Consider the following 16,064-nt stretch of genomic DNA (forward strand, 5'->3'; position numbering starts at 1 on the left):
TATGGCCAAAACACTAGAAGATTTTTTAGTTGAGTTAGACACCAACAGCGAGCTACTAGAAGCCTATAAAAAAGATCCTGTGGCGACCGCAACTAAATACGGCTTGTCTGAAGAGGACGTACAATTGTTTAAAGACAAAAACTGGGAAGAAATAGAGAAGCGTTTTACCGATGAAAACAAAGCGCCACGCGTAGTTCATTATTAACAAACTCGTTGTAAGCAAGTATGCGTTACCTGTTTCTCATTGCAACCATCACCCTATTTTGGGTGATGATGCCTGCGTTTGCCTACCAAACGCAGCAGGGTAACGCATACGTCGCCACTAGCTTAATTGATGGGCTTAAAGAACGTATACAACAAGGCGACCCTACCGTTGACGAAACATTTCAAACCCTCGACAACTTTTTTGCTTCAAACTCAGATGACTATGAAAAAGCGCGTTTCCTAAATTTACGATCGTACCAATTCATTTTAAAGCAAGACTACATAAGCGCATATGAAGTAATACTTCAGGCCCGCGAACTTGCTGAATCAAGCGACAATACGCTTGCCTTCGCCGAGTCGTACCGATTAGAAGGGCTAATACTCGACTTTTCTGGCGAACACGCCAGTTCTATTGAGGCCTTTAATCGCGCACTCGCGCTGTATAACGAAATGCAAAGTGACCGCGTTTTGTTTGTGTATAGTTCAATGGGCAATGTGTACTCGTCGTTAAAGGATTACGAACAAATACTTGCCTTTGCCAAAAAATACCAACAAACGGCACAGCGCTTATACAGTCAAAAAGACGAAGGCGTGGCCTACTTTTTTCAAGGGTATGCTCAAAGTAAAATGGGCATGTACAAAGAGGCACAAGTTAGCCTGCTATTGGCAGAAGAGATACTAAGTGACGTTCAATACCCTTTTATCGGTATTGTTTACAGTGCCATGGCTGACTTGCACATTGCACAGAACAACCTAAGCGAAGCGCTTAAAAAGCTTAACGAAGCCGCCGAGGCTGACCGCAAGGTGGCTTTTCGTTACAACGAAGGCGCCTATATTCTTCAGCTTGCAGAAATCTATGAACGACGCGGTGAAATAGAACTGGCGATAGCTGAACTAAATGCTGGGCTAAATTCAGATGCTATCCAAAACGATAAGTCACTATTACTAGGTGCGCTTGAACAACTTATTTCACTTTCTAAATCGAACAATGACTATCATGCGGCATTAGATTATGCCGAGCAATACAGGCAAGTGTATGAGCAAAGCTTTAATGAACAGCAATCTCGCTCACTAGCGCTTAATCGAATTCGCTTAGCAATCTCAGAAAAAGAAGAAACAATAAAGCTGCTGGAAAAAGACAACTTATTAAAAGAACAACGCAATCTTATTCAGCAAAAGCAGAACACCTATCAACTTTACTTCATTGCCATCGTGTTCTTTTTCTTACTGTTAGTCATTGGCCTGTGGTTACGCACGCGACACCAAAGAAAAGCGCTTAACACCGTTACTCTGGACTTACAAAAAGCCACTGAAGCTAAGTCTGACTTTCTTGCCCGTATGAGCCACGAAATACGCACACCGCTAAATGCAATTATAGGCCTAACTAAGCTTTCTCAGCGTGCTGCTGAAAATGAAGAACAGCAAACCAACCTTATTCAAATAGAATCAGCGTCGCATACCTTGCTTGGCGTGATTAACGACATTTTAGACTTTTCCAAGATTGAAGCAGGAAAGCTGACAATTGAGTCGACGCAATTCAACTTGGATACCTTGGTGAATCAAACCATACGACTGCATTTGGGGCGCGCAAATGAACACCATATTGAGCTAATTCAATATATTGCCAGAGATGTGCCTTTACACCTGATTGGCGATCCATTGCGCATTCAGCAGATACTGAGCAACTTGGTCAGCAATGCGCTCAAGTTTACCGAAGAGGGTCTCATATCGGTGAGTGTAAGGTGTAAGCAGGCAGACGATGATATTCAGCTAGAGTTTGAAGTGAAAGACACGGGTATTGGATTAAGCAGCCAACAAAAAGCCAAGCTGTTCAAACCGTTTAATCAAGGCGATGAATCAATTTCCCGTCGCTATGGTGGCACCGGGTTAGGGCTTGCAATATGCCAGCAACTTGCCGCATTGATGGACGGGGAGATTTGGGTAGAAAGTCAGCTGGGTAAAGGTTCAAGCTTTTACTTCACCGTACAGGTTAAGCGTGACCCGGCCAAACAACTAGTATCACCCTCTAAGCAACTCTCTGCTCTTAAAGTACTAATTGCTGATGACGTAAGTTTGTCTAGACGCGCCATTACCGAGGCGTTATCGAGTGCCAATATCCAATCAGACACAGCAACTGGTGGGCAAGAAGCCATTGCCATGTTGCGGGAAGCTGTGTCGCAAAACGCCCCTTATGATGTAATGATTTTAGATTGGAAGATGCCTGATATCGACGGCTTAGAAGTGGCTGCAATAATGAAGCAGGAGCTCTCAAACAAAATCCCCAAAGTGATTATGTTGTCGGCGTTTGATTCGCCTCGAATGCACGAACAGGCAAGACAACTTGGGATCCATACCTTTATCAAAAAACCGCTAGGTACTAGTGAGCTCATAGACAGATTACAAGAACTTTGCCTTAACATGCCTGCGCGCACACTCGCCACAGATGAATTTGCGATACCTGATTTCAGCAACAAAAAGATTCTGTTTGCCGAAGATAACGCACTAAACCAAAAAGTAACGCTAGGACTGCTTGCCGATACTAATGCGAACGTGAAAGTAGCAAGTAACGGCTTAGAAGCGATTAATATTCTTCGCGAAGATTCAACCTACGACGCGGTATTGATGGATATTCAAATGCCCGTTATGGATGGATTAGCGGCAACTCAAGTAATACGAAAAGAGCTGAACTTATCATTGCCAGTAATTGCGATGACCGCACATGCAATGCAGCAAGACATCGAAAAAAGCTACAATGCAGGTATGAATGAGCACATCAACAAGCCTATTGAGCCGAAGACGTTTTTCGATGTATTGAGCAAGGCGATGAAGGTTAACACAGTGCGCCAAGCACCTGATAACGCTAATGACAATGCGGTTCAGTCTGCCATTTCTTTCAAGCAAAGCACCCTTTCAGTTATTGATAAGCCAAGAGCTATGCGTAAGCTTCGAGGTAACGAGCTGCTGTATAACGAGTTACTAAAAGACTTTATTGGGTTACAAGGCGAACTTGATTCACTGCGCAAAGCAATTGATGAAAACGACTACGCCACAATCTCACGTGTTGCCCACATTTACATTACTGCGCTTAGGTATATTGGCGCCTTTGCATTGGCCGAGCTAACCAGTGCTGTTGAGCTAACCATTGTGCAAAATGAACACAAAACCACTAAGGATTTCAGTGAGCAATTAAACGTGCTTTATAATGAAATTGCTAAGATGAAAGTACGAATAGAAGCCCAAATTGGGGCCAGCTAGTTCATAGAGTTTTGGCTCATAAAAAATTAGCTCATAGCATCGATATGCTTAAGAATACTTCCGAAGGCTCGACTTCCCACATTCTGCACTTGCTTATCAAAATAGAGGCTACCTAACAGAAAAATAGAGATATGCCCTACTGAGCGCCACGTAACATGAGTTTTATTACCTCTTTCTTCAAGCGTGATTTCGCCTAACTCGTGATCGTACGGCAGCGGCTTAGATTTAATAACTTTGTAGCCCAGTTTGTAGGGCGGATCGAAAGCCACAATCTCTTCATGTAAATTGGCCCCACCGGCAACAATTTCGCGCACCGCACCTAAGCCATTTTTCTCATGTTTGCCGTCAATAAGCAGTGTCGACTTATCTACACCTTTAAACTGAGCGTAATTAGCATGGTCACTTAAAATGGCAAACACCTCGGCAATGGGCTTATTAATGGTGCGCTCTACATGAATTGAAAACATTCGTTACCTACATCTACTTTAACTGTAATTTAATGCCTGTAATCGTACCCTAGATTTAACCGAACAATTATTTCAATAAGTAATGAATTGCGATAGGTGAAATTGTGTGACCTATTTAAAAGGGTGGACGAACATGAAGCCTGCTTAACAAGCTAATTCTGACTAGTTTAACGGTGAGTAACTGGTACACTAATAAAAAAGCGGTGACTTATACACCACGACCATAAGCTATCAGCAGTCTGGACGAAGTGTGTTCTGTGATGATCATAAGGAATTTGTCATGACATACAAAGTAGCAATCGCCATTTCAGGTGCCGTCTCGCTGGGCTCTTACGAAGCTGGCACCATGTATGAAATTATCAACGCCATAAAACTGCACAACGAATCTAATCCACCCGACCAGCACATTAAAATTGATGTAATGACAGGCGCGAGTGCTGGCGGCATGACCGCAGCGCTAACGGCCCAAAAGCTGCTTTACGAAAGCCACTCGTTAACCGAGCCACTCACTAACGTTGGCTATTTAGCGTGGGTAAAAAAGGTACACATCGATGGCTTGCTTACTGCGCATGATAACGACAATGAAAACACCTCTATTCTGTCTTCAGGCTTTGTTGATTCAATAGCACGAAACTTGATTTTAGGTCGCTACGAAAGTGCCGCCACACCTACTAAAGCTCCTCATCCGGCAAGCGCCGATACCATAAAGCTTGGGCTGGCATTGTCTAACTTAAACGGTGTGGACTACGCCAGAGACATTTTTACCGCTACCCACGACGGGCTTACTGGTGGCAAGTTTGTAGAAACCCGTCATCAAGACAGATTGACCATTACACTTGGCGAGAACGACGATAATCAAAACACCTGGCAAACCATAGCCGACACCTCACGTGCGTGCGGTGCATTTCCGTTTGCTTTTTCACCGGTTGCGCTGTTTAGACGGTTTGAAGAGCCCGATTATCAAGGGCGTGGTGCAGAAGATTTCTCATCGGTTAAGCCCGATGGCAAGTTTACTTATATTGATGGCGGTGCATTTAATAACTATCCGTTAGGAATGGCAAGAGAGCTCGCAAAGTCTAACGATAACGACCCGCTGGATTACGCTAAGCGTTTTTATTTTTACATCTCACCTAGTGCAAAAGCGTCAACAATGGATTTAACGCTTGATGCCGAGTCACCTGATTTCAACATGATGAGCGTTGCTAGCAGTGCCGCTAAAGGAATTTTTGCCCAAAGTCGTTTTCAAGACTGGTTGATGACCGACAAGATAAACCACAAGGTTGAGTTACTTGATGAACGGGCCAAACAAATAGTAGATATTGTAACGTCCTCTACCAAAACGGCAGTAAAGCGATTAGCACAAACATCAAAAGAGCTATGCCAAGAAATATACAAAGATACTACTGATAACGACGAGCAACTTAATGACGCCATAGAGCGCTTAACGCTTCAGTACAAAGAAGACTTTGCAGACTACGACAATGCGACGCAAGAACAAAAAGACGCGTGGATTTACAGTATTGCACTGCTAGAGAAGTCGGCTGGATTAAACGACTTTGACATTATGAACGTGTATACCATTACTGCCAAACCAGAAGATTTGGCCAGCGAAAAAGTAATGTCGTTCATGGGCTTCTTTGAAGAGCGGTTTCGTCACCACGATTATATGAGAGGCAGACTTAACGCAACCAATGTCATTTTGCACATACTGGAAAGCCGCCAAAATGCCAAAAAAGCCAAAGACCACCTACCACTTAATGTAGACAGCGCCTTTTACAAGACTCAAAAGAAAGCGCTAGAAGACATTCTTAACGACACAAAACTAGGTAATGTAACGCCAAGAAACGCAGCAATAGCCGCGCGAGAGCGCATATATGAAAGAGTGAAAGACAGATACTACGCCCTTGCCAAGCAGATGGGCATGAACTGGGTATTACGTGTGGGTTTATATAATTTCTATATCAAGAAGCGATTGCGGGGGTATTTGGAGTTGTAGTGATGGTAAAAATCTAACTTAATCTGGAATGATTCGCCCCAGCGCTAAGAAGCTAATTGGGGCTAACACCGCCATAGGTAAACTGCTAGCTGGTAAGCTAATAAATGGGGAGCTTTGACACTGTATAAGGCTGGAGTAATAATAATGTTATATTTAGTCTTCGCTATAGCGTGCACTTCCTTGTCTTGTCGAGGTTTCTTGGCCTTTAACGTTAAATGATATCTCCCCTGGGACTCCAGAGCTAGAAGGGAGTGGGACTGACCCTGATTCCCCATTTTGACCTGACCCACCGTATCTGGCGGCTGATTTGCACCATCCACGTGTTTCGCCTTCTGGACCACCAGCCCCTCCTGTACCGCCGGCACCTGGTCTTCCGCCAGCTCCTGCGGCTCCACCAATTGTCTGTGCTTCTATTAGGCCATTAAATTTTTCATCAACTTTTATAGATATTGGGCCACCATTCCCACCTATACCCCCTGGACCTCCAGAGCCACCGTTTCCTCCATTTCCACCTGTCCCACCTCGTCCAGGTCCTGATGAGCAATCTATCAGCCCTGACCTTGATGGAGTGCCTCGAGCCCCATCTCCGCCATCGCCTCCATTTCCACCATTCCCACCGTGAGCTCCGTTCGTGCCGACATTAAAGATTTCAAGATTTCCAGAAAATTCATTAACCTCTATTTCGATTTGTCCTGCACTCTGCCCTTGGGTTCCGGCAGACCCATCTGCTCCATTCTGTCCTGAACGGCCATTTTCACCTCTGGCAGTACCATTGCTACCTGGCCTACCATTGCTTCCATTGGTAACTTCCTCATCTGATGATATGCGTTGGAAGCTAGTTATCCTTGCATCATCGACTTCGAGTCGATCGGCGATCACCTTGATGGGGTAACCATTCGTAATAATTTCACCGCTAAACGTTACAACTTCACCTGGCCTCATAATTTCAAGTGGGCCCCCCAGAACTCTTGTTGTTATGCTCACGGGGCGAGGAGGTCTTTTTCCTACAACCTCTGCCTTCCAACTGGAATGTAGACCAATTGAATTTGTAAGGACAAGCTCTACGGTATAAGTCTTAGATTCGATAAAATTGGGATAGGTTAAGCTAGGATTGTGTTCCCCAACAACCTTTCCGTCTACAAACCATGCAAAATTTAGTTTCAGGTTTTGGGGATCAATAGACTTAGAGGCATCGAAGGTAGCTGATCCTGGTATCTCAACTGAAGTGGGGTAATTTAAAATACGTATTTCTGGAGACTGTCCAGCAGTAACCACCAGTGTTCCCTTATCAGAATCCATTTTGCCATTGCCCTTTTCGTCCGTCACATTCAAGATAATTACATGGGTTTCAGGATGTAAGTTAGACAACTCTAAAACCCTATACTTTACTCCTAGGCCTTCGAATAGTGTTTCTCCATCAATTGATGTCCACTGGAAATACAAATCAGAATCAGAGTCTTCAGGGTCGCCTGAATCAATTGCGGTCAATTGCGCAGTTTGGCCCTGCACAATTGTAAAAACTTTGCTACCGTCAGGTGCAGGGTCAATAATGGCTTCGGGAGGTTGGTTTCTTGGGTAAACAAAATAACCCGCCACTAACGCGGCAACTACTGTACCTCCAGCTGTTATATAAGCTACTTTATTACCGTCACTCATAGTATTCTTTGCGCTGATTGATTGGTTTAAAGGTTTTTACAACCTTTAAACCAATCTGAATTAGCATGCTTAAATTGATGGCGCAGTAGCTCATCTTTGGCCTCTTCCGACAGACTCGGCGTGACCAATTTTGTTTCAATCATATTATCAAAATCGTTCATCATATTTTTTAACTGTAGGGTTCGTTTAACAACCGGAATTGTCTGGCCAACGCCATTGCATAGGTCTTCAAGATCTTGGCTTTGCGTTTTTGTTAGATAAGGTGTTACCGCTGCAACAACCGATGCCAAGCGCATTGATGCTGAGTTAACTTGAGCAGGGCTAATAACTTGGTTGGAACGCTGTGAAACAAATTGTGCACCTACTCGTCCTTTCCAGACCGACAAAAATGCATGTATGTCAGAGTTCTCTGGTGACAAGAGTACAGGAGCAGCACCGTCTGTAGTATTAACCAAGACGTTTTGAGCATCATTTAGTTTTTTGGGGTAGTGTTCCCAATCCAGGCAGCTGGACGAATTCACATCTGACTCTCCTGGCCCGCACACTCTGAAGTCAGTGCCACTTTTAGTGACTTTGCGCCACGCAGCGTATTCATTTGTTATTCCAGCAAATGTGCGCTGTGTTTGACTTGATAAATCGCCTTGTTCAATAGACTTTGCTGTTACTTCAGCCAGGTTATATCGATCGGTCACGATATACAGAATGGTTAGACGCAACTTTAGGGCTGCAACTGCAGCTTTGTTATTGATGGATGGCGTACTTTGCTGTTTTCCGATTTCCTCCAGTGTTTGGATTGATTTCAAAAGCTGCGTTTCCGCTGACTCTACTTCTTTTGAATCAGCGTCCACAGGTAAGTTCGTTAACGCCGATGGGTCGGCAAATGCAGCGGATTGTATTTCAGCATTTGCAGCTCTTACTGCAAGCGAAACGTCCTTTGTTGTCAGGCAACCGCTAAGCAAGCCTGCGCTGAGTGCTGCAATGAGTGTTAATTTACTAAACGTAACACGCTTAAACATCCTTCTCTCCTTAGACACGTTAAGATAGCTGTGGCAATTTAATTCTGTCAGCAACGATATAAGCAATTTGCTCGAATAGGTCTGCAAAGGCTTCTCCCTCGAAGGAATCCACCGATAAAGTGCCGCGACACCATCGTGTTAATAATTCCTCAATTGTCGCAGGTAGGGTGTTCAAGTCGATGCTGTTTCCAAGTTGTCTGGCCGCTTCATCTAGGGAAGCAGTCAAGACGGCGGCAAAGTTGTTCAGCAAGGTTTGAACCGGATCATTAGTGTCCGGATCGATTAATCGTTTTCCGTGGCTAGCCAGCAACGTCAAACTCGTTGCGATTAACTGCGTTAATCCTGAACCATTGAGTAAACGTGATTCGTGGTTATTGGTCACCTCGAGAATTTTGTCTACCAGTTTCAATGTCACTGTGTTTTGAGCTTTTATCAGCAGTGAAGGGTTGGCTGCTATTGCGCGTACACCGGCCCCTAAAATGTCCTCACCCTGGAGCCGGGAGAGGGTGCTATTGTCTATGAGTTTACCTAACTCTGCGGCAAAGCTGCCAATTACCGGCGTTATAGCGCTATCAGGTTTAACAAGTTCTGGTCGAGTGCTGATTACGTCTAGTACTGTACCAATTGCAACCTGCCCAAGAGATTGAGCTGTAATTGTTTTGGTCGCAGCAAGTCCGGACAATAAGTCCCGAATAAACGCAGTGACAAACTCTCCATTGTCTTTGATTAGTTGTGGATGCTCGACAATGGCAAGCAAGGTTGTGCGGGTTAACTGCTCGATACCGGTTTTAGTAAATGTGTTGATTAATCCAACGTTTTGAACCGTGTCTGCAAAACTAATGAAGACCGTGCCCATCCATGTTTGATCGTCAATTAGCTCAGGGTTTTCTCCCACTGCTTTAATAATTGCTTGCGCTGCTACTGTTAGATCTTCTCCGTTGAAATCTCCGGTTCTCGCGCCTAAAGCGGTTGTGGCAGATGTCAGTATTGTCTTCATTAATTCTGAATTGCCAGACAATAAGTCTTCGCTATGTGTTGCGAATGATTTGAGTCCAGCCCGCGCAATATCTGGCCAATGCTGCTTTACAAATTTAAAGTCGCCACCCTCTGGCCCTTCTCTATAATACTCAGCGGTTTTAGAAAGCATTTTGGCGACGACGGTTTTAAAACTTTTAGTTTCGCCTGCGTCTTCGCTTTCTAAGTATTCGCCGGCTTCTTCTATTAGTTCTCCCACCAAGCGGTTGTATCCCTCGCCTGATAGCAAGCCAACCAGGTAATCTTCTTGGTTTGATTCATCAACAGAAGATCGTGCGTCCGCCAGAGCTTCAAGTAAGCTGGTTACCCATTTTTCATCGCCTTTCCACGTATCTTTTGTATCTAGCAACCCATTGAGTGTTGCCGAAAGCACTCGCTTGAATAGACTATCCAGGGTCTGAACGTCGTTTTCCAAATCACCTTTAGTGAAATAAGTTAGCACCGAGGAAACGATCTTCCGACTTTTTTCGTCTTTGATCAGTGACTGTTGATTTTCCAGCGTTAACTCACCAAATACATCTAAAGAAGCCATAGCAATGCGCCATGCGCTGGAAGATTGAGTGACTCGTCCTGCAGAAATCATCATCGACGTGCGATAGATATCGTTATCATTTAACGCAATTCTGCGATTTACCCTGTATTGATCAAGTTGCTGTGCAAGCGCTAGGTTGGGGTTTTGTGGGTTCACATAATGCTCAAAAAACCAATCGCCAAATATGCCTTTTAGGTTTTCATTCTGTTCTACCAAGGCTACGTACGCACCCGGTGCCAAGTCTTCTGACCCGATTAAAGTTAATAGCGAGCGCAGGTTTTGCGCAGAAATTTCACTATTAACGCTTGCCGCATTGGCTTCTAATTCATCATCCTGCCAAGACAGTATAGTTCTAATGCTAACCGCTTCATTGCGCGAATTATTACTAAAAATACCGGTTACAATAGCAACTGCGGCGTTACTCATGTCCAGATTGGCTATGTTTCTGTTATAAAATTCGGGTAACACAAAGTCGGCTTGTACCGCACGGTTTTCTGCTAGCACTTTGTCAATGCGGCCACCAAGTTTGATAACGCCTGAAATTACCGACATTGCTAAATCGACTGAAAGTCCCATTGTTCTCTCCTTGATACAAATGCATGTGTTACATTTGATAATTAGTTATTTTGTTCGGCGCCGCGCTGCTTCTGCTATCGCGCTGATAGTATCGCGTTGAAATCTCAGTTTTCTTTTCTTGCTTGCTATTTGTTTTTGGTTAATTTTTTCTACTGAATTGTTCGCGACGATGGAGGGAGCGGGTTTGCCAATAGAAGAGCCAATCACTTTGCCGCTAAGGTATCCGCCATGACTAACCAGCAGTAGTGTGAGCAATTCATCTTCAATAGAAGGAAGATCACTGATAAAAAAGCCGCTGTGTATGAGAAAAGTTTCATTCAGGAGCAAGAGATAGACGGCATAGACGATCGCGGAAAAAAATGCCATTTGCACTTTGAACAAATCTATTTGCTCCGCGTCGTCTAGCTTTTCGCCAACAAAAATATCGGCAAACTCGGCTTCATCTGATTTGTTATTCACCAATACATTGCCAATCGCTGCTTTTATTGAGGGGGAGGCTGCGCTGGCTTCTTGATGGGTTGGCGGCACTTCGACTTTCTCGGAGGCACCTTCGATATTTGTTCTGCGTCGCAACAAAGGGGACATCAATCCGGTACTAAGTCCTAGACCCATCAAGGCAAAAAACTTCATGTCTATTTCCATGGATGACTTTTTAACAGAGTCCACAACACTTTCATCCTGGGTTAGTTGATACTCACACCCATCAGCCTGTAACAAAAAAACATGGTTTCCATCAGACGTAATTAATTGGCGAATATTTTCTGCGCTGTCTTGAACCGAAAATGGGTCACCCTCGCTGTATTTGCACGGAATATTTTGCCACTCTAAGTTGTGGATCGTAATAGCGTAGATTGCTGAACCGAGTAAAATAAACAATATAAGAGCTTGTGCTCTAGACAAGCTGTATTTAAATCGACCGTCGATAAGAACTCCTGTCCATTGCCCACAAATTCTTTTTCCTAGACAGCCTATGAAAAGCAGCAGACCAACAATGCTTGCCCCCCAAATCGAATAGATTTTTAGCAGTCCATATGAGAGTGAACCAACAAATGCCAGTGCTATTGTGACAAGGAAAAGCATAATGCTAAGTAAGAGAACGGTTTTTGGCCACGCCAAATTGGGTTTCATAGCTAATCCCTTAAAATGTTCAAATGCGAGCAATCTGTTTAATTCGCACGAGTTCCGTATGGACGTTTTGTGATGATGATTGAATTTGCAAAATTTAGTATAGAACAAAAATTGACCGATTATTTTTTTTTAACCATTAAATCTGTGCTTGGCAAACGCTGTGTTTATAAACTGACGGAGTTAGCCCGCTTGCTATTTAGAAGTACTCCTTTTGAATACAAATATCCTGTGTTAAATGATTGCGTAAAGTGGGCTGCAAATGTACAGACAGCAATACTTACTTTAGTAAGTCGGAGGAGATTGAAATGTTGTTGTCACGGCCTTTCATCAACTCTGAAGAGTGCTTGGCCAGTTACCTTATCCGAGTTTCAGAAGATAACGGTTTTAGGCATGTCGGTCATCTTTTGCGTCATGCGGGTTAGCTTGGAAAAATAATCGTGCGCCAATCCACCAGTTATTATCTGGGGAGCACGATCCGAAACCATTGTTGTCAGCTTTAGGACTTACGGAAACCCCATCAAAGATTTCTCCAATTAATCGGACTTTTCGGCGGGCTATTGATACCCCATATATCGTAGTTAATTATCCACGGGTTTGTCCGGATTGTCTAAGAGAGCACAAGTACTACAAATATCAATGTGTAAACGTGAGTTTATTAATGCTAAATCTTAAAATTTGAAGATTTAACCACAGGCTTTCACTCCGCCAGCGCAGTTTAAGTTTCGATGGTCGGTGATTTAGCCCCCTCGTCTCGTGCCCTCGCACTGTTCGCGCTGAAAAAGCATTTGATAGAACTAAGTCAATCGTATCTGCGTCTGAAGAGTGTTTACGCAAAACCAGCAACAAGTGATAGACTATGATTGCTGAAAAAATATAACTTTTCTCCACTCGGCGAACCATCTGAAATTTGGTCAAGTCCTTTAAATCACGCAGCTAAAAGATGGCCATAGCTATTTTCACTATTGAGAATTCTCTTTCGCTCAATTCTATTTTTCGGTTCAGATGTTTGACTCGAAGTTTCTTTAGTTCATAAAACTTCTGAAACTTGTGCAGTTCCGTAGCCATTCGCGCTGTATGAATTCCAACCATTTAACTTTAGCTGTCGTCCGGCCTCGCGGCTTAAAAGTAGGATTGGCCGATTTGTTTTTCCATTACGCCTAACACCTACTAACTCAATCCCAGAAAAATTATTTACTTGCAACTTAATTTTAGGCCATCCGAAACGGCAATCTAGAAAACCTAGTTCTTGTGCAGGGTATGAAGACGGAATGACTAATATGGCTTGAAGGGAGCCATTGTGAAAATCTTGATTACAATGTTTAGTGGGCTTATTTTCTAAATGAGCGCCAGCCATTAAAAGCTGCACATCGAATGGAATACGTCCGTGGTTTTGAATTTCTGCTTTCAATCTGGCTCGGTTAGAGGTTGGGTGAATAAATATTTTTGCTAGGTCTGTATGGTATTCAAGTATTGTTTCAAAGAAGTCTCTATTCGAGACCATTTTCACATAATCTTCCCTTTCTCCACTTGATAACGTACTCCATACAGTACTGGGAAGTTGTTTAGATAAGGTTGGGAATGTTTGTAAAGTAGCATTTGGAATAGTTAATTTGTCGTAGTCAGCATTTTCTACGAGGCTATTCTTGAGCTTGGCATCTTTTTCTAGCTCTACAGAAATATCCGTATAAATCAAGTTGGGTGGGTAGACGGTTTTTATAATAAAGCGAAAAAGTTCCCCTTTGGATATGAGGCCAATAGTTATAAAGAAGACAAACCCTGCTATAAATGCAAAAAATGCTACTTTATAAACGCGCAACTCCCTTTTGACGCGTTCCTCAATAATCAGTTCGATTTGGTCGGCCATATGTTCAGTCCTTTTTGCCAGTAGTAAGCATCTTCGACGGAACAACCATAATCCGTGCTATCAAAAGTAAAACAATCAACATTTCTTGTCAATTTCGTATAGTGTCAATTTTTCCAATAAAGACTGCAGTATAAAGTTGGGTTGCCGTTATTAGCATTCCTTATTATCTGTGTGCTAGTGTCTGGTGACAATATGGCATATGACTTATCCAGCAGTTAATAAACACAGTCTGGATAAAATCATATAAACTTGATGAGTCAATGCATCATTAACTGAACACTACCAACACTTAATCATCATCAAAGACAGTTCAGCTGGAGTTGAAAAAAATCCTACAGTCTAGCCTGAAAAAATGAAGGAGAGGTCATGTATGCACCGCAGCAAAACACTAGAAACTAATGACAGTTTTAAAATTTCTTTAATACTAAACAAAGGGCCAAACTTAATCATTGGCGAAATTCAAGCTGGGATATTTCCAGAACATGCATCAAATGAAGTTACTTAAAAAAAGAAAACGCGTAACGGAATACTTCTGATGAAAACAACCAAGACACTTACTGCCTTAACACTTTCTTTTTGCCTTGCATCACTTTTAGGCTGCGCGGAACCTGAAACCGTAACCGCCTCTTCCTCACCAGTCGAAAAAACACAAGAAGCCAACCTTTTAAAAACTGGGCTAGCAGGCCGAATTCGAATAGAAGGGCAAGCGGTTAATTATCAGTCGTTAGAGCAACGGCAGACGCATTACAATGTGCCTGGGGTGTCTGTCGCATTTATGCGAAATGGACAGCTAGCCTGGACCATGCAAAGCGGCGTTAAAGATATAACAACCGAATTGGCGGTTGATGAAAACACGGTATTCCAAGCAGGCAGTATTTCTAAGCCCGCATTTGCAGCAGTATTGATGAAGTACCGCCAAAATAACCCCATTGATTTAGATACCGACATAAATAATTTGCTTACCAGCTGGAAACTACCCGAACATGAATGGACTGGCCAAGAAGCGGTGTCGTTACGCCGACTGTTAAGCCATACGGCGGGCACCACAGTGCACGGCTTCCCTGGTTACGCAACGGGTGAGCCAGTGCCAACTTTGCAGCAAGTGTTAGAGGGAAGCGGGCCAGCAAACACCAGCGCAGTAGTTGTTGATATTAAACCAGGCACGCGAATGCGTTATTCAGGTGGCGGCACTACGCTTGCTCAACTTGCTTTGCAAGACGTAGCTAACGAAACTTTGCCGACTATGTCGCAACGGCTTTTATTTAAACCTTTAGGCATGACGCGTTCAGGGTACGAACAACCCATAACAACAAACCTATCGAACAATATGGCTACCCCGTACGATGGTGATGGCTCGCCAATTAAAGGTGGGGCGCATACCTACGCCACACTAGCTGCAGCAGGCATGTGGAGTACGCCATCAGACATGTTGAAGTTTGCAAGCAGTGTACGCGGTGCGTATTTGGGGCAAAAAACAGACTGGATATCTCAAGCTACCGCACAAGAAATGTTAACCAACAATACACCAAGTATTGAGCCGCCTAATGTGGGAATTGGCTTTTTCATCAATATGGATGACAACGGGAAAATTTTAGGCTTTGGCCACGGCGGCGCAGATGCTGGATTTATGTCGCAGCTATACATTGAGCTAGATACGGGCAACGGCTACGCCATTATGACAAACGGCAATAACGGCAGGCAGTTAATAACCGAACTAGAAATACGTTTAAAAGAAGCATTAAACGTTGGCTATTCGGAAGCTGAAATAAAAACCGTAGTGCCAATTAGCCAAGACGAACTAAGCCAATACATTGGCACCTATGCAGTAACAAAGCCAGTTACTGTTGATGTAGTGCTAGAAAAAACAGCCAATGGTTTCATGCTTAACGCATTACCTTACGTTGAAAATGAAGAGTATTTTCATGAAGGTGAAGGGCTGTTTTTTGCGGAAAATGGCAGTAGTATTCGTTTTGAAATGGATGAAGAAAATGGGCTGGTTGAGGCGCTTGTGATGGATGGGAATATTCGGGGTGTTAGGGAAGAATAGTTGATAAGATATGGGGCAATTATTTGAACTATACCTTATTTATGCCAATCGTTTTTCCCATCACCTTCACGGACAGACAGCGGCTATGAGCGTGAAGTGAAAGCTCGTAAGAAGTTTTTGGACAAAAATGAGCTTTGGGAAATCAAATATTAGCAAGTGACTAATAGCTAAATGATAGTCAAAACTGCCGACAAAAAAGCAAAAGACAAGCGCTACTCTATAGGCTCATGCTCTTTGATATGAAACCACATTGACTCAAATTATTTTATATGAATCAAATGTATAGTA

General features: G+C 43.4%; 12 protein-coding genes. 6 read left to right on the forward strand and 6 right to left on the reverse strand.

Annotated elements, in window-relative coordinates; genetic code table 11:
- Position 1 precedes the first annotated feature (1 nt).
- Positions 2–205 (forward strand): hypothetical protein, encoded by a 204-nt coding sequence (locus OZ660_RS14375; protein WP_202262176.1) that lies wholly within the window; start codon positions 2–4, stop codon positions 203–205.
- A 20-nt stretch (positions 206–225) separates the two neighbouring features.
- Positions 226–3,459 (forward strand): tetratricopeptide repeat-containing hybrid sensor histidine kinase/response regulator, encoded by a 3,234-nt coding sequence (locus OZ660_RS14380; protein WP_274741375.1) that lies wholly within the window; start codon positions 226–228, stop codon positions 3,457–3,459.
- A gap of 26 nt (positions 3,460–3,485) precedes the next feature.
- On the opposite strand, the gene OZ660_RS14385 is transcribed toward OZ660_RS14380, so the two are convergent.
- On the reverse strand, positions 3,486–3,926 hold the full coding sequence (locus OZ660_RS14385) for an SRPBCC family protein (RefSeq protein ID WP_274741376.1): 441 nt from the start codon (positions 3,924–3,926) through the stop codon (positions 3,486–3,488).
- 280 nt (positions 3,927–4,206) lie between these two features.
- Between OZ660_RS14385 and OZ660_RS14390 the strand changes: the two genes are divergently transcribed.
- A complete protein-coding gene (locus OZ660_RS14390; RefSeq protein ID WP_274741378.1) occupies positions 4,207–5,922 on the forward strand; it encodes a patatin-like phospholipase family protein in 1,716 nt (571 codons plus the stop codon).
- Positions 5,923–6,075: 153 nt separating this feature from the next.
- On the opposite strand, the gene OZ660_RS14395 is transcribed toward OZ660_RS14390, so the two are convergent.
- The 4 genes from OZ660_RS14395 to OZ660_RS14410 are packed head-to-tail and all read right to left on the reverse strand — an operon-like array spanning position 6,076 to position 11,865.
- Positions 6,076–7,578 carry a hypothetical protein gene (locus tag OZ660_RS14395; RefSeq protein ID WP_274741379.1) on the reverse strand — a complete coding sequence of 501 codons (1,503 nt, stop codon included), beginning with the start codon at positions 7,576–7,578 and terminating at the stop codon, positions 6,076–6,078.
- Positions 7,579–7,604: 26 nt separating this feature from the next.
- A complete protein-coding gene (locus OZ660_RS14400; protein WP_274741381.1) occupies positions 7,605–8,594 on the reverse strand; it encodes a hypothetical protein in 990 nt (329 codons plus the stop codon).
- Positions 8,595–8,613: 19 nt separating this feature from the next.
- Positions 8,614–10,737: a hypothetical protein gene (locus tag OZ660_RS14405; protein WP_274741383.1), complete on the reverse strand. Its 2,124-nt coding sequence runs from the start codon at positions 10,735–10,737 to the stop codon at positions 8,614–8,616.
- Between the two features lie 45 nt (positions 10,738–10,782).
- On the reverse strand, positions 10,783–11,865 hold the full coding sequence (locus OZ660_RS14410) for a hypothetical protein (protein WP_274741384.1): 1,083 nt from the start codon (positions 11,863–11,865) through the stop codon (positions 10,783–10,785).
- A gap of 69 nt (positions 11,866–11,934) precedes the next feature.
- Here OZ660_RS14410 and OZ660_RS14415 point away from each other — a divergent pair, with 69 nt between their 5' ends.
- Positions 11,935–12,300: a hypothetical protein gene (locus tag OZ660_RS14415; RefSeq protein ID WP_274741385.1), complete on the forward strand. Its 366-nt coding sequence runs from the start codon at positions 11,935–11,937 to the stop codon at positions 12,298–12,300.
- Positions 12,301–12,892: 592 nt separating this feature from the next.
- On the opposite strand, the gene OZ660_RS14420 is transcribed toward OZ660_RS14415, so the two are convergent.
- Positions 12,893–13,729: a hypothetical protein gene (locus OZ660_RS14420; protein ID WP_274741386.1), complete on the reverse strand. Its 837-nt coding sequence runs from the start codon at positions 13,727–13,729 to the stop codon at positions 12,893–12,895.
- A 370-nt stretch (positions 13,730–14,099) separates the two neighbouring features.
- Between OZ660_RS14420 and OZ660_RS14425 the strand changes: the two genes are divergently transcribed.
- Positions 14,100–14,234 carry a hypothetical protein gene (locus tag OZ660_RS14425; RefSeq protein WP_274741387.1) on the forward strand — a complete coding sequence of 45 codons (135 nt, stop codon included), beginning with the start codon at positions 14,100–14,102 and terminating at the stop codon, positions 14,232–14,234.
- A 30-nt stretch (positions 14,235–14,264) separates the two neighbouring features.
- Positions 14,265–15,776: a serine hydrolase domain-containing protein gene (locus OZ660_RS14430; protein WP_274741388.1), complete on the forward strand. Its 1,512-nt coding sequence runs from the start codon at positions 14,265–14,267 to the stop codon at positions 15,774–15,776.
- Positions 15,777–16,064: the final 288 nt, after the last annotated feature.

It is taken from the genome of Alteromonas sp. 009811495, from assembly GCF_028865455.1.
Taxonomy (GTDB): Bacteria; Pseudomonadota; Gammaproteobacteria; order Enterobacterales; family Alteromonadaceae; genus Alteromonas.

Excerpts from the sequence above, each read along its gene's own strand:
- OZ660_RS14375 (WP_202262176.1), top strand. The coding sequence starts at position 2 with ATGGCCAAAACACTAGAAGATTTTTTAGTTGAGTTAGACACCAACAGC.
- OZ660_RS14380 (WP_274741375.1), top strand. The coding sequence starts at position 226 with ATGCGTTACCTGTTTCTCATTGCAACCATCACCCTATTTTGGGTGATG.
- OZ660_RS14385 (WP_274741376.1), bottom strand. The coding sequence starts at position 3,926 with ATGTTTTCAATTCATGTAGAGCGCACCATTAATAAGCCCATTGCCGAG.
- OZ660_RS14390 (WP_274741378.1), top strand. The coding sequence starts at position 4,207 with ATGACATACAAAGTAGCAATCGCCATTTCAGGTGCCGTCTCGCTGGGC.
- OZ660_RS14395 (WP_274741379.1), bottom strand. The coding sequence starts at position 7,578 with ATGAGTGACGGTAATAAAGTAGCTTATATAACAGCTGGAGGTACAGTA.
- OZ660_RS14400 (WP_274741381.1), bottom strand. The coding sequence starts at position 8,594 with ATGTTTAAGCGTGTTACGTTTAGTAAATTAACACTCATTGCAGCACTC.
- OZ660_RS14405 (WP_274741383.1), bottom strand. The coding sequence starts at position 10,737 with ATGGGACTTTCAGTCGATTTAGCAATGTCGGTAATTTCAGGCGTTATC.
- OZ660_RS14410 (WP_274741384.1), bottom strand. The coding sequence starts at position 11,865 with ATGAAACCCAATTTGGCGTGGCCAAAAACCGTTCTCTTACTTAGCATT.
- OZ660_RS14420 (WP_274741386.1), bottom strand. The coding sequence starts at position 13,729 with ATGGCCGACCAAATCGAACTGATTATTGAGGAACGCGTCAAAAGGGAG.
- OZ660_RS14425 (WP_274741387.1), top strand. The coding sequence starts at position 14,100 with ATGCACCGCAGCAAAACACTAGAAACTAATGACAGTTTTAAAATTTCT.
- OZ660_RS14430 (WP_274741388.1), top strand. The coding sequence starts at position 14,265 with ATGAAAACAACCAAGACACTTACTGCCTTAACACTTTCTTTTTGCCTT.